Below are 21,039 nucleotides of genomic sequence, written 5' to 3'. Positions count from 1 at the left end.
ATTCCACGGCATCCTGCCCCGCTGAACGCGAGTATGGACGCATGACGACGTTTGATCCCACACCGGGCTTCTCGACCGCGCAGGTGCAGGCCGGCTACCGGGCATCCGATGCCGTCGGCGCAGTGCCGCCGATCCATCAGACGGCTGCGTACGAATTCTCGTCACTGGCAGAGGCGGCCGACCTGTTCGCGCTGCGCAAGGCGGGCATCATCTACAGCCGCAACGCCAATCCGACGCAGCAGATCCTCGAAGAGCGGGTGGCTCTGCTGGAGGGCGGCGTGAGCGCCGTCGCCGTGGCATCCGGTCAGGCGGCCGTCGCCGTCACGCTGCTCGCACTCGCCCACCGCGGTGGGCACATCGTCGCCGCGCACCAGCTGTACGGCGGCACGATCGACCTGCTGCAGGAGACGCTCGACGATTTCGGCATCGGCGTCACGTTCGTCGATCAGGACGACCTCGACGCCTGGCGCGACGCGATCACCCCGCAGACACGGGTGGTGTTCGCCGAGACCGTAGCCAACCCGATCGCCCAGGTGCTCGACATCCGCGCCGTCGCCGACATCGCGCACGAGGCGGGGGTGCCGCTCGTGATCGACAGCACCGTCGGCACGCCGCACCTGATCCGGCCCGGCGAGCACGGCGCCGACTTCGTGGTGCACTCGGCGACCAAGTTCCTCTCCGGGCACGGCAGTTCGCTCGGCGGCGTGGTGGTGGATCTCGGCACCTTCGATTTCGGGGCGGATGCTGCGCGCTGGCCGCAGTTCACCGCGGCGTACACCCGGTTCGGCGAGATGGTGCTGTGGGAGAAGTTCGGCCAGGGGCATGCCTTCGCCGCCCTCGTGAAGTCGAAGTACGTGCACGATCTCGGCCCGTCGATCTCACCGTTCAACGCTTGGCAGATCCTGCAGGGCATCGAGACGCTCGACCTGCGGGTCGCGCGGCAGAGCGCCACCGCGCTGCGGGTTGCCGAGCACCTCTCCGGGCACCCGGCTGTCGCCGCCGTGCATCATCCGGGCCTCGTCGGCAACCCGTGGCATGCGCTCGCCGAGCGTTATCTGCCGCACGGTGTGCCGTCGGTGTTCTCCTTCGACCTGACAGGTCCCCAGGACGACGCCGCCTTCGACCGCGTCGCCACCGTGCTCGACTCGCTGCGCGTGTTCCGTCTCGTGGCGAACATCGGCGACGCGCGCAGCCTGGTCGCGCACCCGGCATCCATGACCCACGGCCACCTCACCGCCGACCAGCGCGCCGCCGCCGGCATCTCGCTGACGACGATCCGCGTCTCAGCCGGGCTCGAGGATCCCGCCGACCTGATCGCCGACCTCGATCGGGCGCTCGCGCTCTGAGCGCGAGGGGCCCCGGTACGCTGAACACATGACCGGACTTCGCTGGGGCATCCTCGCCACGGGCGGCATCGCCGCCGCATTCGCATCCGACCTGCGCACCGCGGGCCTCGACCTCGTCGCGGTGGGCTCACGCAGTCAGGAATCGGCAGACGCGTTCGCGGCGCGGTTCGACATCCCCCGCGCACACGGCTCGTACCAGGCGCTGGTCGCCGACCCCGACGTCGACATCATCTATGTCGCGACGCCGCATCCGATGCACCATGAAGATGCCCGGCTTGCCCTCGAGCACGGCAAGCACGCGCTGGTCGAGAAGTCGTTCACCCTCAACCGCGACGAGGCCGAGGGTCTGCAGCGACTCGCCGCCGAGAAGGGCCTCATCGTCATGGAGGCGATGTGGACCCGCTACCTGCCGCACATGGTGCGCATCCGCGAGATCATCGCCGAAGGCACGCTCGGCGAGATCCGCGCCGTCTCGGCCGACCACACGCAGAACCTGCCCACCGACCTCACCCACCGACTGAACGCCATCGAGCTCGGCGGCGGCGCCCTGCTCGACCTCGGCGTCTACCCGATCTCGTTCATCTGGGACGTGCTGGGCGAACCGGCCACGATCCAGGCGACGGCCCGGTTGATCGAAACCGGAGCGGATGCCGAGGTCGCGACGATCATGACGCACGCCGGAGGCGCGATCTCGACGAGCCTCTCGTCGTCGCGCACGTCCGGCCCGAATCAGGCGGTGGTGCTGGGCACCGCGGCGCGGATCGAGATCGACCGGGTCTGGTACGCACCCACCTCGTTCCGCGTCGTCGACGCGCACGGCACGGTGCTCGAGGAGTACACCTCGTCGGTCGAGGGGCGTGGCATGCAGTACCAGGCGTTCGCCGCCGAAGGCGCCGTCGCGCACGGCGACCCATCCGGAGCGCTGCTCGCACTGCCCGTCGCCGAGTCGGTCGGCATCATGGGCACGCTCGACGAGATTCGACGCCAGATCGGCGTCAGCTACCCGACCGAGAGCTGATCATGGCCGACACCACGGGGCGCGTCGCCGTCTACCTCGACTTCGACAACATCGTCATCAGCTGGTACGACCGGGTTCACGGCCGCAACGCCTACGGCAAGGACCGCCAGCGCATCGCCGAGAACCCGAACGACCCCGAGGTCGTCGAGCGTCTGCAGCAGGCCGTCATCGAAGTCGGCGCGATCATCGACTATGCGTCGTCGTTCGGCACGCTCGTACTGACCCGCGCGTACGCCGACTGGTCGTCGCCTGTCAACGCCGAGTACCGCTCGCAGCTGGTCGCCCGCGCCGTCGACCTGGTGCAGCTGTTCCCCGCAGCGGCGTACGCGAAGAACGGCGCCGACATCCGCCTGGCCGTGGATGCCGTCGAGGACATGTTCCGCCTGCCCGACCTCACGCACGTCGTGATCGTCGCGGGTGACAGCGACTACGTGCCGCTCGCGCAGCGCTGCAAGCGGCTCGGCCGATACGTGATCGGCGTCGGCGTCGCGGGTTCCACTGCGAAGTCACTCGCGGCCGCCTGCGACGAGTTCGAATCGTACGACTCGCTCCCCGGTGTGGTGCGGCCGACGAAGACGCCGCCGGCTACCGCCCCCGCAGAGCCCGTCATCGCGACGAAGGACACCGCCGATACCAAGGACGAGAAGGAAAAGGAAAAGCCGAAGCGGGCGACCAAGCCCCGCAGGGCGCAATCCGCCGCGAAGACCGAGGAGCCGGTCAAGACCGACGAGCAGACCGAGGCGACCCAACTGCTCGAGCGTGCGCTGCGCCTCGGGCACGACAAGGCGGATGCCGACGAGTGGCTGCACGCCTCGGCAGTGAAGACCCAGATGCGTCGGATGGACCCCTCGTTCAGCGAGAAGGCGCTCGGCTTCCGTTCGTTCAACGACTTCCTGCGCTCGCGCGACGATGTCGCCGAGCTCTCCGAGAGCGGGCACGAGCGGATGATCCGCCTGCGCGAGACCGACTGACTCTCTCCGGAATAGTTAAGACCCTATTCAGAACGCTGACGCGTTGCTAGGCTGACCTGCACGTCTGGGGACGCAGCTGGGGACGAATCTCGAAGAGGAGAACGTCATGCTGAACAGACCCGCCCATCGCGCCCTGGCCTTCGCCGCGGCGCTGTCGCTGACCGCGACGCTTGCGCCCGCGGCGGCATCCGCCGCAGGAACGCCACCTGGACACGAACGCGCCGCGCAGAGGTATGCGGACGAGACGATGCAGTCCATGACGCTGGAGCAGAAGGTCGGGCAGCTGTTCATCCTGTTCGCCTACGGCCCCGGCGCCGACACCGTGGATGCTCGCAACACCGCCCTGTACGGCCAGGCCACAGCATCCGACATCATCTCCGAGTACGAGCCGGGCGGATTCATCCTGTTCTCCGCTCGCGACAACATCACCGACCCGATTCAGGTCGCCACGCTCTCGAACGGACTCCAGGAAGCCGCGATGGACACCGGCGCGGGCATCCCGATGCTGGTCAGCACCGACCAGGAGCAGGGCATCGTGACCCGCATCGGCTCCCCCGCCACTCTGTTCCCCGGCAGCATGGCGCTCGGCGCCGGACGCAGCGCGAAGGACACCAGAAGGGCAGCGGCCATCACCGGCCAGGAGCTGCTGGCGATGGGCATCCACCAGAACAACGCGCCGGACGCCGACGTCAACATCAACCCGGACAACCCCGTGATCGGGGTGCGCAGCTTCTCGTCCGACCCGGCACTGGTCTCAGAGCTCACTGCCGCCGCCGTGCAGGGATACCAGCACGATGGCGGGATCATCGCCACCGCCAAGCACTTCCCCGGCCACGGCGACACCGCCACCGACTCGCACTCGGGTCTGCCGGTGATCACGCACACCCTCGAGCAATGGCAGCAGATCGACGCGCCGCCGTTCGAGGCGGCCATCGCCGCCGGCGTGGATTCGATCATGACCGCGCACATCGTCGTGCCGGCGCTCGACGACAGCGGCGACCCGGCGACCCTGTCGCACAAGATCGTCACGGGGCAGCTGCGTGAAGCACTCGGCTTCGACGGCGTCATCGTCACCGACGGCCTCGAGATGGCAGCAGTCCGGCAGAAGTACGGCGACGGCGAGGTGGCCGTGCGCGCCATCGAAGCAGGCGTCGACCAGCTGCTGCTGCCCGCCGCCCCTCAGGAGGCGTACGCCGCCATCGATGAGGCCCTCGACACTGGCCGGCTCACCGAGCAGCGCATCGACGAGTCCGTCGAGCGGATCCTGAAGATGAAGTACAACCAGGGCGTGATCAAGCACCCCACGGTCAGAGTCGACAAGGTGATGAACGTCGTCGGCAAGAACTCCAGCCTGCGGGCCGCCGAGAAGATCACCGATCGCACCACGACGCTCGTGCGCAACGACGACGAGTCGCTGCCCGTCGCCGTCGAGGGCAAGAAGGTGCTCGTGACCGGCTACGGCGAGGTCACCGGTCGCACCCTGGCCGCCGAGCTCACCGCCCGCGGAGCAGAAGTCACCGCTCTCCCCACCGGCACCGCACCGTCTGCAGCCCTGATCGCGCAGGCGGCCGCCGCGGCGGCAGCCAGCGACGTCACGGTCGTGCTCACCAACGGCGTCACCGCCACGAGCAGGCAGAAGGAACTGGTCGCGGCGCTGGATGCCACGCAGACCCACCTGGTGGTCGCCGGCGTACGCAACCCATACGACATCAACCAGCTGCCCGAGGTCGACAACTTCATCGCGACGTACTCGTACGCGACGCCGGCGCTGGCCTCGCTCGCCAAGGTCATCACAGGCGAGGTCAGCCCGCAGGGCAAGCTGCCGGTCGACATCGAGTCCGCCGACGGCTCGGGTGGCATCCTCTACCCCTTCGGCCACGGACTGGGGTGGTGAGGTCATGAGCATCAGCAGACGAGGAATCTTCCGCGCCGCGGGTGTCGCCGCGGCCACCGCCGCCGCGGGTGTGGCGACCACAGGAGGCGCCACCTTCGCGAACGGCTCGAACGTGGCATCCACTGGCCGCGGCCGCAGTCTGCGCACCGGCGCCGACCTCGCCGCCGCAGACGACTGGCGGATGTTCGCCGGCCGCAAGGTCGGCGTCATCACCAACCCCACCGGGGTGCTGCAGGACTTCACCAGCATCGTGGACGACATGCACGCCAAGGGCGTCGACCTCGCGGCCGTGTTCGGTCCCGAGCACGGCTTCCGCGGTACCGCGCAGGCCGGCGAGGCCGAGGAGACGTTCACCGATCCGCGCACAGGGGTCACCGTCTACGACGCGTACGGCGCGACGGTGACCAAGCTGGCCGGATTCTTCACCACGGCCGGTGTCGACACGATCGTGTTCGACATCCGCGATGTCGGCGTGCGCTTCTACACCTATATCTGGACGATGTGGACGGCCATGCAGGCGGCTTCGCAGGTCGGCGATCTGCGCTTCGTCGTGCTCGACCGCCCCAACCCGCTCGGCGGACGGGCACGAGGCCCGGTGCTGCAGCAGGGATACACCTCAGGGGTCGGACTGCTGGAGATCTCGCAGCAGCACGGCATGACGGTGGGTGAGCTCGCGCAGTTCTTCAACGCCACCTTCATGGAGCGTGCCGGACAGCAGAAGCTCAGCGACCTGCAGGTGGTGAAGGTCAAGGGCTGGCGTCGCGAGATGGTCGGCCCCGATCAGGCCGACCGGTGGATTCCACCGTCGCCCAACATGCCGACCCCGCAGACGGCCGTGCTGTATCCGGGCACCGGCATGGTGGAGGCGACGGACTGGTCGGAGGGGCGCGGCACCACCCGCCCGTTCGAGCTGATCGGCGCCCCCTACCTCGACCATCGATGGGCCGAGGCGCTGAATGCGCGAAAGCTTGCCGGCGTCGAGTTCCGCGAGGCGTACTTCACGCCGACGTTCTCGAAGAACTCGGGCAAGGTGTGCGCCGGTGTGCAGGTGCACATCATGGATGCTGAGAAGGTCGACGCCATCGAGGTCGCGACGCACATGCTCGTCGAGGCCCGCCGGATATATCCGGAATTCGCCTGGCGCGGCGACGGCGGCCGGTGGATCGGCCTGCTCACGGGCTCGGGCCGGTTCCAGGAGCAGCTGGAGGCCGGCGCCTCGGCGGAGGAGATCATCGCCGCCTGGCAGCCGGAGCTGCGCAAGTTCGTGGCCGACACCCGGCCGTACCTGCTGTACGGCGGACCGCGATGACGCGCCGCGTCACGAGTGGCCGGATCGGCCTCACCCTCGTCGGGCTCGCCACGGCGGGGCTGCTGGCGACGGGCTCGATGGCACCGGCCGTCGCGGATGCCACCGGGCAGGGACGCACCGGACAGTTCGATGCCCCCTTCGAAGGGTTCATGAAGGGATCGACCACCTTGCGGACGAGTTCCCCCGAGGCGCTCGGCCTCGATCCGGCACCGATCGAAGCTGCCTGGGCGGCGATCGACGGCTTCGCCGCGCCGACCGGTCCGGGGGTGAAGCCGATGTACGCCTCCGCGGTCGGCGTGATGGGCCACCAGGGCCGGATCGTCAGCGAGCACAGCACGGGGTACTCACTGCTCTACGTCGACGGCAGCACCAAGCTGCCGGAGAACCAGCAGATCGAGGCGCACCAGAAGACCATCTACGACATGGCGTCGGTGAGCAAGCTGTTCACCTCGATCGTGATCATGCAGCTGGTGGAGAAGGGCGACGTCGATCTCGACGCCACCTATGGCAGCTATCTGCCCGAGTTCGCGAACGGGGGCAAGGAGTCCATCACCATCCGTCAGATGCTCACGCACACCTCAGGATTGGTGTCATGGCTGCCACTGTGGAGCGCGTATCCCGACAAGGACGCCCGCATCAATGCAGTGATGGACGTGCCGGTGAAGAACCCGCCTGGCACGGTGTACGAGTATTCCGACCTGAACCTGATCGCGCTCGGCGTGCTGGCCGAGCACCTCACCGGTCGGTCTCTGGATGTGCTCGTCGAGCGGGGAATCACCGATCCGCTGCAGATGGTCGACACCGGGTACAACCCGGATCCGCGACTGAAGCCGCGCATCGCCGCCACCGAATACCAGACCTCCCCCGATCGGGGCATGGTGTGGGGCGAGGTGCACGACGAGAACGCGTGGAGCCTTGGCGGCGTGGCCGGCCACGCCGGCGTGTTCTCCACGGCCGGTGACATGTCGATCCTCGCGCAGACGATGCTGAACGGCGGAATCTACGGTGGGAAGCGGATCCTGTCAGAGCAGTCGGTGAAGGCGATGATCACAGATGAGAACACGGCGTTTCCCGGTGACTCCCACGGGCTCGGCTTCGAGCTGAACCAGCTCTGGTACATGGGCGGGCTCGCTGCCGGTTCCACGGCCGGGCACACCGGCTACACCGGCACGTCACTGGTGATCGACTTCACGTCCCGCTCGTTCGCGGTGCTGTTGACGAACCGGGTGCATCCGAGCCGCAGCTGGGGCTCGAACAACCCGTCGCGTCGGGCGATCGCTCAGGGGCTCGCAGCGTCGATGTCGGTCTCGGCGCAGCGAGGCCGGACGGAGTGGTTCAGTGGCACGCAGGATGCTGCCGAGCACACGCTCTCGGTGGCCCTGCCGGCCGGGACCGACAGGTCCGTCTCGTTCGATGTGTTCGCCGACCTCGAATCGACCGACGTGTTCGCTCTGGAGGCATCGACAGACCGCGGTGAGACCTGGTCGCTCGTGCCCTTCACTGTTCGTTTCGGCCACGGCCATGCCCATCACGGGCGCGTCGTCGAGACCGACGGCACGTTCAACAACCAGGGCAACCGTGATTGGGGTCAGGCAGAGGCGACCCTGCCAGAGGGTGTGGACTCGCTCCGCTGGCGGTACACGACCGACGCCAATACTCAGGGGCGCGGCGCCTTCGTCGACAGCGTGATGCTGCGAGACGGCCGACGCGTCGTCGTCAACGGCGAGGCCGATCGAGCCGCATTCACCGCGGACGGCTTCACCGAGGTGAGCCGCTGACATCGCCACACGATGACGCGGGCGCCGGAGCCTCTCCGGCGCCCGCGTCATCTGCGACCTGTCGAGCTCGTCCGGCTCACTCGTGCGGAATGCCCAGATCGTCGAGAGTGGCACGGAGCCAGGCGACGGACTTCTCGAGCATGGGACCCGCCTGACCCTCGCACTCGATTGCGAGTCCGCCGTCGTAGCCGTTCTCATGCAGCAGGGTGAGGATCTGTCGGATGTTGTCGGCGTTCACGCCATCACCGATCGCACAGTGACTCAGGGCGATTCCGGTCTGGCCGCCGCGGACGGCATCCGCCAGTTCCTGCGAGACGTCCTTGATGTGGACGTGGCGGATGCGGTCGACGAAGCGCGCAGTGAATGCCACCGGATCCTGGCCGGCGATGAAGGTGTTGCCCGTGTCGAGGTTCATCCCCAGCAACGGTGAGTCAACGAAGTCGAGCATCCGCTCCATCTGGTCGGGGTTCGTCGTGAAGTACCCGTGCGGTTCGATGTTCACACCGACACCGTGCGCCTCTGCAACCTCCATGATCTGCCCGTAGCTGCGCTTCATCTGCTCCATCGCCTCGTCGTCACTGAGGCCCTCCGGCTTGTGCAGGCCGTCGGTCGTGTCCACGAATGGCGCCCCGACCTGAGCCGCCCAGGCGATGGACTTCATGATGTAGGGCACCCCGCGCAGCGGCCCGTCCAGGCCGGACAGCGGGAATGCAGCATCCACCGATGAGAAGCTCACGCCGTAGGAGTCCATCTTGCGGCGCAGCAGCATCGGGTCTTCATAGAGCGCCACGTGCGGCTGATAGCCGAGGCCGTGGATCCAACTCACACCATCGATCAACCCGCACTCGATGAAGTGCACGTCGTTCTTCTGCGCCCACTGCAGCGAGTTCTCGAACGACCAGAACGCCGAGTTGAATGCGTCTGTGTGGAAACCGATCTTCATTGCTTCTCCTCCATTGGATGTCACGCCGATTCACATACGCGGCCGTACACCCTGCGGGGTACTCTTCCGCGTTTCCGGGTGTTCAGAGCCGAGATTCTCCATACTCGCCGGTATGGTGTTGGCCTGACTCTAGCACCGTTGCGCGCGGCAAGGGAAGCAATCAGGCCGTGGGCGCACCCAACAGGGACAGGAGCGACCGGGTCGTGCGCTCCGCACTGTCGCCGGCGGCGTACCGCGGGCGGAACAGCGTCAGCTGCTTCACACCCTCCATGGCCGCCAACAGGAGCTCGACTGCGCGATCGACGTCGTCGCACTTGAGCTGGCCCGCTCCGACGGCGCGGTGGGTGAGGCCGAGGAAGAGCCGCTCGGTCTCGTCCAGGAATCCGGACCAGCTCGCACGGACTTCCGTGTCGTAGAGCGCCAGCGCGACGATCTCAGTGGTGAAGACCCGGTTGGCCTCATCGAGAAGACAGCTGTGCACGGAGAACTCCACCGCCGCCACCACACGATCCCAGGGCGCTGATGTCTGCTCGGTCGCCTCGGCCATCTGCACGCGCCAGCGGGCGTAGTACTGCACGCAGGCCGCGAGGATGATCTCCTTCTTCGACGAGTAGTGCCAATAGAGGCTGCCCTTGGTGACCCCGGCGCGAGCGGCGACATCGTCCATGCTCACGCCATCGATGCCGCGCGTGGAGAAGAGCTCGAAAGCGGCGATCGCGAGCGATTCCGCCTTTGCGGGTTCTGTGGTGGCGCGGAGAGTCATGCCGCCACAGTACACCGTGCCATACTAGCGGGTATGGCACGGTGCTCACAGATCACTGATTGCTGAAGGCCGAGTCGAACGCGGCCTCGGGTGCCGACCACAGCAGCGAGCGCACGTACTTGACGGCCTCGGCCGCGCCGTGCAGGCGGTCCATGCCGGCATCCTCCCATTCGATCGAGATGGGTCCGGCGTAGCCGATCGCGTCCAGCGCGCGGAACGCGTCCTCCCAGGGCACGTCTCCGTGCCCTGTCGAGACGAAATCCCACCCTCGGCGCGGGTCTCCCCACGGCAGGTGCGAGCCGAGCACGCCTGCCCTGCCGTTCTGCGGGCGCATCCTGGTGTCCTTGCAGTCCACGTGATAGATGCGGTCCTGAAAGTCCCAGATGAAGCCGACCGGGTCGATGTTCTGCCACATCATGTGCGACGGGTCCCAGTTGAAGCCGAAGGCACTGCGGTGGTCGATCGCCTCCAGCGCGCGCACCGAGCTCCAGTAGTCGTAGGCGATCTCGCTCGGGTGCACCTCGTGCGCGAAGCGCACGCCCTCACCGTCGAACACGTCGAGGATCGGATTCCAGCGTGCGGCGAAGTCCTCGAAACCGCCCTCGATGACCGATGCGGCCACCGGCGGAAACATCGCCACATACTGCCAGATCGACGAGCCGGTGAATCCGACGACGGTGTCGATGTCGAGCTTGCGCGCCACCCGCGCGGCGCGCTTCATGTCTTCAGCGGCGCGCTCCCGCACCCCTTCGGCGTCGCCATCGCCCCACACGTAGTCGCGCAGGATCGCCTGGTGGCGGAAGTCGATCGGCGCATCGCACACGGCTTGACCGGCGAGGTGGTTCGAGATCGCGAAGATCTTCAGCCCGTGCCGATCGAGGATCTCCTTGCGGGATGCCAGATACGCGTCGTCCTCGTCGGCGCGCTTCAGATCGAGATGGTCACCGGAGGCTGCGACCTCGAGGCCGTCATACCCCCAGGATGCCGCGAGCCGCGCGACCTCCTCGAACGGCAGATCGGCCCACTGGCCGGTGAACAGGGTGACGGGGTGGTGTGCCATGTCGCTCCTTCGCGTTACGTGGGTGGGTCGTGACGTGTCGAGTCAGGCGCCCAGGGCGCGCAGCGCTCGGATGCTGCGTTCGGCGAGCTCGTCCTGCGAAGCCGCCAGCGGTCGCCACACCGAAGCGGCGACCGCGATGGTCGCGTTCTCGCCGGTGAAGCTCTCCAGACCAAGGATGCCCTGATAGCCGGCATCCGCAAGCGCCGCGAGTGTGGCTGGCCAGTCGGTGTGATCATCGCCGACCGCACCGCGGTCGCTGCCGCACACCTGCACGTGCGCTATGTGCCCTGCCGCCGAGCGGATCGCCTCGGTGGGCTTCTTCTCCTCGATGTTCAGGTGATAGGTGTCCAGCGCCAGCCCGAGCCCCGCACCCAGCAGCGGCTCGAGTGCCTCAAGACCCTGCGCGACGGTGTTGATCACGCTGGTCTCGTAGCGGTTCAGCGGCTCGACGGCGAGCGCGATGCCCGACTCGGCGGCCGTCTCCACCAGCGGGGCGAGGTTCTCACGCAGCTCGCGGATGACCGCGGCGCGCTCGTCAGCATCCATCCGCCACGTCACACCTGTCGGGGCGTAGAACGGGCCCGCGACCGCGCCCGCTCCGAGATCCGCGGCCGCGGCGATGCAGGCCCGCAGGTAGTCCGCCGTGGCGGAGACGTCGCCGGCTCGGGCGATGAGGGAACGTCCTGGGCCCATGGCGCCGACCACGACAGCCCGCAGTCCACGGGCATCCAGCACGTCACGGGCGCGTGACGGATCCCAGTCGCCGACGTTCTCCAGCGGCAGCTCGAGCGCGTCGTAGCCCATCGCGGCCGCCTTCGCCGCCAGCGGCTCGAGCGTCTGGTCTGTCAGCGGCGACGTCCACACCCACGTGTTGACGGCCAATGCGTGTGGCATCCGATCACTCTTCCTGTCAGCTGTCCTATCGTGCGCTGGCGTGTCCGGCAGTCGACCCCCACCGACTGCCGGACACGATACTGCGGTTTACGGGATGACCCGGTCCTGCCACACCTGCGGGTAGCCGGGCAGGTTCTCGCCGCCGAACTTGGCGTAGTGCCCGTCGGGCATGCCCTCGTTGGCCAGCAGGTAGTCGTCGAGCTCCGCCTCGGTGATCGGGCTCTGCGGCAGCACCCACTCCTTCGGCACCTCTTCGCCTGCGAAGATCTTCTGCGCGGCGAGCAGCGGCGTGCGCCACTGGAAGTTCGAATACACCGGTGCGAGCGCCGTCATGCCGGTCTCCTTCCACTTGCGCAGGAAGCTCATCTCGTCCTCGCCGGTCATCACCGGGTAGTCGACGCCGGCATCCTCGAACGCCTCGATGGCCGCGACGGCACCGTCACCGGCATCCATCCAGACTCCGTCGACGTCACCCTTGGCGAGCTCATCGCTGATGATGTTCTTGATCTCGGCCGGGTCGGCCCCTGTGAAGTGGTCGGTGGCCTCGATGCCGGCCTCTTCGAACAGCTTCTTCGCCCCAGCCCAGCGGTGCTCGAGCACGTCGACGCCGGGCAGGACCCGCAGTGCCACGACCTTGTCACCCTTCTCGAGGTTGTCGATGAGGAATTCGGCCGTGTCGATGCCCCAGGCGAAGCCGCCGATCGGGTGGATGAACGTGACCTGGCAGTCGGTGTTCACACCGCGGTCGAAGACGACGACCGGCTTGCCCGTCTCGCAGGCCCGCTCCACGGCCGGTGTCATGGCGGCCGTGCTGTTCGGCGAGATGAGGAAGACGTCGCAGCCGCCCTCAGCGATGAAGTAGTCGATATCGGCGATCTGCGTGTCGTCGGAGTCCTGCGCGTCGCGGGTCTCCATCTCGCTGATGACGCCGGAGTCCTGCAGCACTTTGAGCTGCTGGTTCATGGTGATCCAGCCGGTCTGGCGCCATGGGTTCGAGATCGACGCGTTCGCGAAGCACGCCTTCTTGGCCCCCTCGCTCTTGAACTTCGAGGTGTCGACCATCTCGGCGTTGATGTGCTGCAGATACGGCTCCGTCGACGGACCCTCGGGGGTGACGTCGCGCTCGGCGAACTGCTTGTCGAACAGCGCCTGGTCGAACCACTCATCGCTGGGCGTCTCGGGCGCTGCGGACTCTTCGGTCTCGGGTGGCGCGACAGACGGGTCGGTCGTGCACCCGGCCAACGCGATGAGACCGAAGATGGCCACCCCCGCGGTGGCGATCTTCATTGATCGACGCATTACTGTTCTCCTCTGTTCTGTGTGGATCCCTCGGAGGTGAGGGCAGGTGTCGCGGACTGTCGAGCAGGATCGTCGGGCGACGGATCCGGCTCCTTCCCCTGATCGGGAGAAGACTGTGCGGGGCGGCCCCGTCGACGCGCCCGGAAGGCGACGGCCGAGTACGCCACTGCGGCGATGATGATGACGCCCTGCACGGCGTCGCGCAGCGTCGAGGGGACGCCGAGGATGTTCAGCAGCATGAACAGCGCTTCGAGCACGAACGCGCCGGCCGCCGCGGCGACCACCCAGCCGCGTCCGCCGCCGAGCACCACGCCGCCGAGCACCACCGCGGTGATCGCGATGAACTCGTAGCCCTGTCCGACCGACGGGTGCACGCCGGCATATCCGACCAGCAGCACGGCCGACATCGTGGCCGACACCGACGAGATGACGAATGCCTGCGTGGTCACCCACGAGCGGCGGCCACCCGCGTAGTCGACCGAGCGGGCGTTGTCGCCGATCGCGATGATCAGCTTGCCGAGTGGGCGCTTGGTGATCCAGATGGCGAGCGCCAGCCAGCCGATCAGGATCAGTGCAGACCACGGGATGAAGTCGAGGATGGGCACATCGCGGATGCCGCCGCGACCGATCTGCCGGAAGCTGTCAGCCGGGTTGCCGGTGGCCGCTCCCCCTGTCCACCACATCGCCCCGCCGAGCAGGGCGAGCATCATGCCGAGGGTGACGATGAAGGAGGGCACCTTCAGCAGCGTGGTAAGCACGCCGTTGGCGAGACCGACGAGGATGCCGAAGACCACCATCAGCAGCAGCACGGGGATCGTCTTCGCGTCGTCGTCGCCGACTAGGTTGCCGGCGATGATCACCTGAGCGGTGATGAGCGACCCCTGTGACAGGTCGAACTCCCCCGCGACGATGACGAAGTACTGCCCGATCGCGACGATCGCGATGGGGGCGACGCGCTGGATGAAGCGCATCAGCTGGCCGGGCTCTGCGAAGTTGGGGTTCAGGATCATGACCGCCACGAGCAGCAGCACGAGCAGCAGGAACACCGCGCCGCGTGGGCTGACGAGAGTGCGCAGGAAGCTCATCGGCTCTCTCCTTCACTGGTGACGTCGGTGGGTCTGGTGCCTTCGAGGGATCCGATGCCGCCGGCGAGGTCGGCGGCCGCTGCGGCCATCGCCGGTTCCGCGGCTCTGGCGTCAGCATCCGACCCACTGCGTATGCCGTCTGGTCCGAAGCGCGTGCGGCGGCGGATCACCGCGCGGCGGCTGTAGACGGCGACGGCGGCGATGATGACCACGCCGCGCACGACGTCCTTCAGGAACGGATTGACCTGCATGACGCTCATGACGCTGTCGACGACCGACAGGATGGCAACGCCCCCGATCGTGCCCCACACCGAACCGCGACCGCCGAGCAGCAGCGTGCCGCCGAGCACCACCGCGGCGATGGAGAGCAGGTCGTAGCCGCCCTGCTGCCCCACCGTCGGCGTGCCCACCCCGAGGCGGCTGGCCAGCAGCAGACCTGCGAGTCCGGCGAAGATCGAGCACAGGGTGTGAGCGACGATCAGCGGTGGGCGGGTCCGAACGCCGGAGAGGCGCGCGATCTCGGGGTCACCGCCGACGGCGAACAGGTGGGCCCCCGTGCGCGTGCGCCCGAGCAGGAACCAGACGACCGCGGCGAGCGCGATCATGATGATGGTCGACAGTGGGACCGGCCCGATGCCGGTCGCGCCGAGCAGCTGGAACTCCCAAGGCACCTTGCCCGCCGAACCCTGGAAGTTCGTGTTCAGGATGCCCTGCAGGATGAGGCCGACGCCGAGCGTCGTGATGAATCCGTTGACCTTCAGCACCGTGACGATGAAGCCGTTGAGCAGGCCGATGCCGGCGCACACCACCAAGGTGAGCGCGACAGCGAGCGGGATGTTGCCGGCCTTGCCGTTCATCGTGGTCGCGGCGATCAGGCTCGCCAGGCTCACGACGTAGACCACCGAGAGGTCCAGGGAGGCGCCGATGATCACCAGCGTCTGACCGATGGCGACCAGGCCCAGCACGCTCATGCCGGTGAGGATGTCACGGATGCTGCCGTCGCTGAAGAAGTTTCGGCCGACGCTCGCGGTGAGGATCGCACCGACGATGAGCACGAGGATGAGGATCGCCAGCACGATGACCGGCGCCTCGATGCGGAGCTTCTTCATCGGTCCCCTCCCTGCGTCCGGTGACTGTCGTGGCCCGCTGCCCCTGTGGCGGCGGCGAGGATCTCGTGCTCGGCCGAACCGGCCGGCAGTTCTGCGGCGAGCTCGCCGTCCTGCATGACGAGGATGCGATCGCTCATTCCGATCACCTCGGGAAGCTCGCTGGAGACCATCAGCACTGCCTTCCCCTCTGCCGCCAGCTGCCTCATCAGCATGTAGACGGCGTACTTCGCGCCGACGTCGATCCCTCGGGTGGGCTCGTCGAACAGCACGATCTGCGGCTCGGTGAGCAGCCATTTGGCCAGCACGACCTTCTGCTGGTTGCCTCCGGAGAGGAACCGCGCCTCTTGCGAGGTGCCGCGCGAGCTGATCTCGAGAGCACTCAGGATGCCGGGGGCGTTGACCGCTGCGGCGCGCGAGCGCCCTGCGAAGACGCTGCGCATCACGAGCAGCGTGTTGTCGAGCACCGACTGGCCGAGGGCGAGTCCCTGCGCCTTGCGATCCTCGGTGACAAGGGCGAGTCCTGCCTTCACCGCGGCGCGGGCGCTTCGGAAGCGCACCGGGGTGCCGTCGACGCGCATCGTGCCGCGGGTGAAGCCCTGGACGCCGAAGATGCCCTCGACGAGCTCGGTCCGTCCGGAGCCCTGCAGACCGGCGATGCCGACGATCTCGCCGGCGTGCAGCGTGAGCGACACCCCGTCGACGAAGGCGTTGCCGCTGCCGTCCAGTTCGAGGCGAGCCGCACCGCGCTGGGTGCCCTCCAACGGTTCGGGGAAGTACGACTGGATCGACCGGCCGACCATGCGCCGCACGAGTTCGTCGGTCGTGAGGTCCACGGCATCATCGGTCGAGACGAGGCTGCCGTCCTTGAGGATGGTGATGCGATCGCAGAGGTCGAAGATCTCCTTGAGGCGGTGCGAGACGTAGATCACGGCGACGCCGCGCGACGTGAGGCGGCGCACGATGGCGTACAGCAGTTCGACTTCGCGGTCGCTCAGCGCGGCGGTGGGCTCGTCCATCGAGATCACCTGCGCGTCGAACGACAGTGCCTTGACGATCTCGACGATCTGCTGCTCGGCCACGGTGAGAGAGCGCACGCGCTCCTGCGGGTCGATGAAGTCGACCCCGAGCTCTTCGAGCAGCTCGCGGGTGCGAGCCACCATCGCCCGGTTGTCGACGAGTCCGCCCCGGCGCGGCTCCCGCCCGAGGAACACGTTCTGGGCGACAGTGCGCTCCGGCAGCAGGGTGAATTCCTGGAAGACGGTGACGATGCCGGCATCCATCGCCTGCCGCGGGTGTGTGTAGTGCACCTCGCGGCCGCGGTACTCGATCGTGCCGGTGTCGGCGGGCTGGACTCCGGCGATGATCTTCATCAGCGTCGACTTGCCCGCGCCGTTCTCACCGACCAGACCGTGCACTTCACCGCGGCGCACGTCGAAGTCGATTCCGCGGAGCACTTCGACTCCGAAGAACGACTTCCCCACGCTCCGCACCGAGAGCACCACCTCATCTTCGGCACCGGCGACCTCGCTGGTCGCGTCGAGCACATCGCTCATGACGACACCTCCACCCAGCTGCCGCCATCAGCGGCCGACCGCAGCACGGCCTCGGTGACGCGCGTGGCGCGCAGACCGTCGGCGAACGTCGGCAGCCCCTCCGGCGCTGCGCCTGCGATCGCGGCGTGCACGTCGGCCATGAAACCGTTGAACGCGTCCTGATATCCCATCGGATGCCCGGCGGGCACCCGCTGCAGGCGTGCGGAGTCCTGGGCGGTCGTCGCCGGATCCCTGGACAGCATCAGAGTCTCCTCGCGGGCGCCGAGCCACAGCTGCTCCGGCCGCTCCTGTTCGAAGCGCAGCGCACGCTGCGAGCCGTGCAGCTCGATGACCAGGGCATTCTTGCGCCCTGCGGCCATCTGCGAGATGAGCAGGGTGCCGAGCGCCCCGGACTCGGTCTCGACGAGCACTGCGGCGATGTCCTCGTTGTCGACGGCGTGCCCTGCGCGGTCCGCGTAGACCGTGCGGGTGCGGGCACTCAACCGCGCGATGCGCTCGTCGGTGACGAACTCGATCAGATCGCACAGGTGCGACCCGATGTCGGCGAACGCGCGGGAGGAGCCGCCCTCGGCACTGACCCGCCAGTCGTCGTCGGTCGGCAGCAGCATCCAGTCCTGCAGGTACGCGCAGTCCAGGGTCAGCAAGGCGCCGAGCTCGCCGCGTCGCACTCGGGCGCGTGCCTCGCGGACCATCGGGTGGTAGCGGTAGACGAACGGCACGGCGGCGACGAGATCGGATGCGCTCGCCGTGGCGACCAGCTCTTCGGCATCCGCCACTGTCGTCGCGAGCGGCTTCTCGCACACGACGTGCTTCTCGGCGCGCAGCGCGGCCAGTGCGAACGGCGCGTGCGTCGCGTTGGGTGTGCAGATGTGCACGAGGTCGATATCTGCGGCGTGCAGGATCTCGTCCGCGTCGCTCGCGGAGCGCTCGGCGCGGAGGGCGGCGGCTGCGCGCGCTCCGCCGGCCGCGGTCGACGTCGCGACGGCGACGATATCGCCGCCAGCGTCACGGGACGCGGTGCTGTGCACGCGGGCCATGAATCCTCCGCCGAGGATGCCGGATCGGATCGTCCCGATGCCGGTGTGAGTGACATCCGTTGTCATGTCGGTGAGTCTGACACAGATTTCGGACTTATGCCAGCACTTATGCAGAAGTTATGCTCTTGACATGCAGAAGATGCTTGGCGTTGCACCTAAGGGGTGTGGTTTACTGGCGAAATGGTCGACGTGATGCGCTCCGCGACGCCGGGCACAGCGGGCGCCGGCGAGATCTTCCAGCTGTTCCTCGACGGTCGCGCGCGCACCAAAGCCGAGATCGCCGAATCGACCGGCCTCTCCCGCTCGACCGTCGCCACGCGCATCGATGCGCTGCTCGCCGCCGGCCTCATCCACGCGGCAGGAGAGGCGACCTCCACCGGAGGCCGTCCGCCTGCCAGGGTCGCCTTCAACCCGCGCGCCGGCGTCTGCCTCGCCGTCGATCTGGGCGCCACCCACGCGACAGTGGCGATCGCCGACCTGGCAGGGCGCATCCTCGACGCCAGCACCCGCCCGATCGACATCGGCGACGGACCCGAGCCGCTGCTCGACCGCCTGCTCGATGACGGCACGACGCTGTTGGAGGGCATCGATCTGCCCCTTCTCGGCGTCGGCATCGGCGTTCCAGGTCCGGTCGAGCATTCCACCGGGCGCCCCACGAACCCGCCGATCATGCCTGGCTGGGACCGCTTCGATGTGCCGGGCTACGTGCAGCGTCGCTTCGACGTCCCCGTGCTCGTCGACAACGACGTGAACATCCTGGCCGTCGGCGAGCAGGCGACCTCCTGGCCGCACACCAGGGACCTCATCTTCATCAAGGTCGCCACCGGCATCGGCGCTGGCCTCATCAGCGGCGGACAGCTGCAGCGCGGCGCGCAGGGCTCCGCCGGAGATCTTGGTCACGTGCAGGTACCCCGCGCAGCGGGCAGCATCCGCCCCATCGACGATGACCGCGACCTCGAGGCGATCGCCAGCGGCACGGCGATCGCCGCGGCGCTGCGCGACCAGGGTGTCGACGCGGCCGGCAGCGCCGACGTCGCCGATCTCGTCCGGGCAGGGAACGCCGCCGCCATCGAGGCGACCAGGCAGGCCGGACGGGACGTCGGCGAGGTGCTGGCCACCGTCGTGAACCTGCTCAACCCGTCGGTCATCGTGCTGGGCGGCCTCGTCGCCCGCGCCGGAGAGCACCTGCTCGCCGGTGTGCGAGAAGTCGTCTACCAGCGTTCGATCCCGCTGGCCACGCAGCATCTCACCATCGTGCAGAGTCAAGCCGGAGAGCACTCCGGCGTGCTGGGAGCCGCGATCATGGTCTCTCGCCACGTGCTCTCTGCCGCGAACGTCGACGCCAGGATCGCCGCCGCCGGGCACTGACTCTCGCGGCCTCCCTTCCGGGATAACCTCGAAGCATGGAACACGTCCCGCAGTCGCCTTATCTGCGAGCGCTGGGCGGCCAGCGCAGCCAGCTGCACCCGGCATTGCGGACGTACTTCTCGGCGGTCCCCAGGGGCAAGGTCGGGATCGGCGAGGGCGTCTTCGAGAAGGTCGGCACACCGCGACGCTGGCTGTGGCCCGTGCTGCGTCACCTGCAGCGGTTCGGCGTCGTGTACGCGGGGTGGCAGCAGGACGTGCCCTTCACGATCCGCAACCTCGGCGTCGCGAGCCGCTCGATCAGCGAACGGACTCTGCACCTTTCCGCCGGGGATTGGACCATGCGCGACTCCGTGAGCGCCGGATCGCACGGTCGGGTGCTCGATCAGCTCGGCGAGCCGGTGACGCTCGCGGTCGTGTTCGACGTGTCGGTCGACGGCGATGCCCTCGCGCTGCGCAGCCGCTCGGTGGGTCTGCGAGTCGGAAGACTGCGCGTGCGCATACCGCGGCTGATCGCCCCGGTCGTGCGGCTGCGCGAGAGCGCCGAGAAGCAGGCCGGCCGCCAGCGCGTCTCACTCACCGTGGATGCCCCTTTGCTCGGGCGCCTCTACGAGTATCAGGGCGTGTTCACCTACCGCCTGGAGAGCGCGTCGTGAGCCGCGTCGTCATCGGCGGATCCTCCGGTTTCATCGGGCGGCACCTGCAGAGCAAGTACCGTTCCGAGGGTCGCGAGGTCGTGACGATCTCGCGCTCGGGCGCCGATCTCACCTGGGACGACCAAGCAGGCATCGATGCGGCCGTCGACGGCGCGGCACTGGTCATCGGCCTCGCGGGCAAGAGCGTCAGCTGCCGCTACACGCCGGCGAACCGCTCCGAGATCTTCCGCTCGCGTCTGGACACCACGGCTGCGCTCGGCACGGCGATCGCACGGGCATCCGCTCCCCCACCGCTGTGGGTGAACTCGTCGACCGCGACGATCTACCGGCATGCCGAGGACCGCCCGATGACCGAGGCCGAGGGCGAGATCGGCAGCGGCTTCTCGGTCGAGGTCGCGCAGGCGTGGGAGCACGCGCTGTACGCACGCGAGCTGCCGCACACCCGGCGAGTCGCGCTGCGCACCGCGATCGTGCTCGGTGACGCCGGCGTGCTCGGCCCACTTCGGGTGCTCGCGCGACTGGGCCTCGGCGGCACGCAGCTCGACGGCTGGTGGCCCATGACGAAAGCGCGAGTGGCGGCGGGCACCGCGCATCGGCCCGGCGCACGCGGCGGGCGTCAGCGCTTCAGCTGGATCCACGTCGACGACGTGCTGGGCATCATCGACTTCCTCGAGCAGCACCCGGAGCTCGACGGACCGGTCAACGCCGCCACGCCGAACCCGGTCGACAACCGCACCTTCATGGCGACAGTGCGGCGCGTGCTCGGCGTGCGTTTCGGCCCGCCGACCCCGCGGTGGATGCTGGAGATCGGCGCCATGGGCATCCGCACCGAGACCGAGCTGATCCTGAAGAGCCGGTGGGTGCTCCCCGAGAGGCTGATGACCGCGGGATACGCGTTCCGGCATCCGGAGCTCGAGGAGGCGCTGCGCGCCGCCTTCACGGAGCCGGCCACGGCCTGA

Annotated in this window: 18 protein-coding genes; 9 read left to right on the top strand and 9 right to left on the bottom strand. The window is 68.2% G+C overall.

Annotated elements, in window-relative coordinates; translation table 11 throughout:
• The first annotated feature begins 41 nt into the window (after positions 1-41).
• The 6 genes from MNR00_RS05305 (at position 42) to MNR00_RS05280 (ending at position 8,316) form a co-directional block, all read left to right on the top strand.
• Positions 42-1,346 (top strand): aminotransferase class V-fold PLP-dependent enzyme, encoded by a 1,305-nt coding sequence (locus MNR00_RS05305; protein ID WP_241928125.1) that lies wholly within the window; start codon positions 42-44, stop codon positions 1,344-1,346.
• A gap of 28 nt (positions 1,347-1,374) precedes the next feature.
• Entirely contained in the window at positions 1,375-2,364 is a 990-nt protein-coding gene (locus tag MNR00_RS05300; protein WP_241928124.1) for a Gfo/Idh/MocA family oxidoreductase, read from the top strand.
• A 2-nt stretch (positions 2,365-2,366) separates the two neighbouring features.
• Positions 2,367-3,335, top strand: a complete 969-nt coding sequence (locus tag MNR00_RS05295) for an NYN domain-containing protein (protein WP_241928123.1) — start codon at positions 2,367-2,369, stop codon at positions 3,333-3,335.
• Between the two features lie 106 nt (positions 3,336-3,441).
• Entirely contained in the window at positions 3,442-5,229 is a 1,788-nt protein-coding gene (locus tag MNR00_RS05290) for a glycoside hydrolase family 3 protein (protein ID WP_241928122.1), read from the top strand.
• 4 nt (positions 5,230-5,233) lie between these two features.
• On the top strand, positions 5,234-6,538 hold the full coding sequence (locus tag MNR00_RS05285; RefSeq protein WP_241928121.1) for a DUF1343 domain-containing protein: 1,305 nt from the start codon (positions 5,234-5,236) through the stop codon (positions 6,536-6,538).
• Entirely contained in the window at positions 6,535-8,316 is a 1,782-nt protein-coding gene (locus tag MNR00_RS05280) for a serine hydrolase (protein ID WP_241928120.1), read from the top strand. The genes MNR00_RS05285 and MNR00_RS05280 overlap by 4 nt, the downstream gene beginning before the upstream one ends.
• 76 nt (positions 8,317-8,392) lie before the next feature.
• Here the strand turns inward: MNR00_RS05280 and MNR00_RS05275 are convergent, their stop codons facing one another.
• The 9 genes from MNR00_RS05275 to MNR00_RS05235 form a co-directional block, all read right to left on the bottom strand.
• On the bottom strand, positions 8,393-9,259 hold the full coding sequence (locus MNR00_RS05275) for a sugar phosphate isomerase/epimerase (RefSeq protein ID WP_241928119.1): 867 nt from the start codon (positions 9,257-9,259) through the stop codon (positions 8,393-8,395).
• A gap of 160 nt (positions 9,260-9,419) precedes the next feature.
• Entirely contained in the window at positions 9,420-10,022 is a 603-nt protein-coding gene (locus MNR00_RS05270; RefSeq protein ID WP_241928118.1) for a TetR/AcrR family transcriptional regulator, read from the bottom strand.
• 52 nt (positions 10,023-10,074) lie between these two features.
• The gene (locus MNR00_RS05265) at positions 10,075-11,082 is read right to left on the bottom strand and encodes a sugar phosphate isomerase/epimerase family protein (RefSeq protein ID WP_241928117.1); all 1,008 of its coding nucleotides are present in this window, start codon (positions 11,080-11,082) and stop codon (positions 10,075-10,077) included.
• A gap of 42 nt (positions 11,083-11,124) precedes the next feature.
• On the bottom strand, positions 11,125-11,976 hold the full coding sequence (locus MNR00_RS05260; protein WP_241928116.1) for a sugar phosphate isomerase/epimerase: 852 nt from the start codon (positions 11,974-11,976) through the stop codon (positions 11,125-11,127).
• A gap of 87 nt (positions 11,977-12,063) precedes the next feature.
• Positions 12,064-13,275 (bottom strand): substrate-binding domain-containing protein, encoded by a 1,212-nt coding sequence (locus MNR00_RS05255; protein WP_241928115.1) that lies wholly within the window; start codon positions 13,273-13,275, stop codon positions 12,064-12,066.
• A complete protein-coding gene (locus tag MNR00_RS05250) occupies positions 13,275-14,360 on the bottom strand; it encodes an ABC transporter permease (protein ID WP_241928114.1) in 1,086 nt (361 codons plus the stop codon). The genes MNR00_RS05255 and MNR00_RS05250 overlap by 1 nt, the downstream gene beginning before the upstream one ends.
• On the bottom strand, positions 14,357-15,469 hold the full coding sequence (locus MNR00_RS05245; RefSeq protein WP_241928113.1) for an ABC transporter permease: 1,113 nt from the start codon (positions 15,467-15,469) through the stop codon (positions 14,357-14,359). The genes MNR00_RS05250 and MNR00_RS05245 overlap by 4 nt, the downstream gene beginning before the upstream one ends.
• Complete coding sequence (locus MNR00_RS05240; RefSeq protein ID WP_241928112.1) at positions 15,466-17,022, bottom strand: sugar ABC transporter ATP-binding protein; 1,557 nt, start codon at positions 17,020-17,022, stop codon at positions 15,466-15,468. The genes MNR00_RS05245 and MNR00_RS05240 overlap by 4 nt, the downstream gene beginning before the upstream one ends.
• Positions 17,019-18,125: a Gfo/Idh/MocA family oxidoreductase gene (locus MNR00_RS05235; protein WP_241928111.1), complete on the bottom strand. Its 1,107-nt coding sequence runs from the start codon at positions 18,123-18,125 to the stop codon at positions 17,019-17,021. Before MNR00_RS05235 ends, MNR00_RS05240 begins: the two co-directional genes overlap by 4 nt.
• A gap of 114 nt (positions 18,126-18,239) precedes the next feature.
• On the opposite strand from MNR00_RS05235, the gene MNR00_RS05230 reads away from it, so the two are divergent.
• Genes MNR00_RS05230 through MNR00_RS05220 form a run of 3 tightly spaced genes read left to right on the top strand, consistent with a single transcriptional unit; the run spans position 18,240 to position 21,039 of the window.
• On the top strand, positions 18,240-19,427 hold the full coding sequence (locus MNR00_RS05230; protein ID WP_241928110.1) for an ROK family transcriptional regulator: 1,188 nt from the start codon (positions 18,240-18,242) through the stop codon (positions 19,425-19,427).
• A gap of 35 nt (positions 19,428-19,462) precedes the next feature.
• Entirely contained in the window at positions 19,463-20,080 is a 618-nt protein-coding gene (locus MNR00_RS05225; protein ID WP_241928109.1) for a DUF4166 domain-containing protein, read from the top strand.
• Complete coding sequence (locus tag MNR00_RS05220) at positions 20,077-21,039, top strand: DUF1731 domain-containing protein (protein ID WP_241928108.1); 963 nt, start codon at positions 20,077-20,079, stop codon at positions 21,037-21,039. The genes MNR00_RS05225 and MNR00_RS05220 overlap by 4 nt, the downstream gene beginning before the upstream one ends.

The sequence above is a fragment of the Microbacterium sp. H1-D42 genome (assembly GCF_022637555.1).
GTDB lineage: Bacteria > Actinomycetota > Actinomycetes > Actinomycetales > Microbacteriaceae > Microbacterium.
This window is presented reverse-complemented; position numbering and strand designations above follow the sequence as displayed.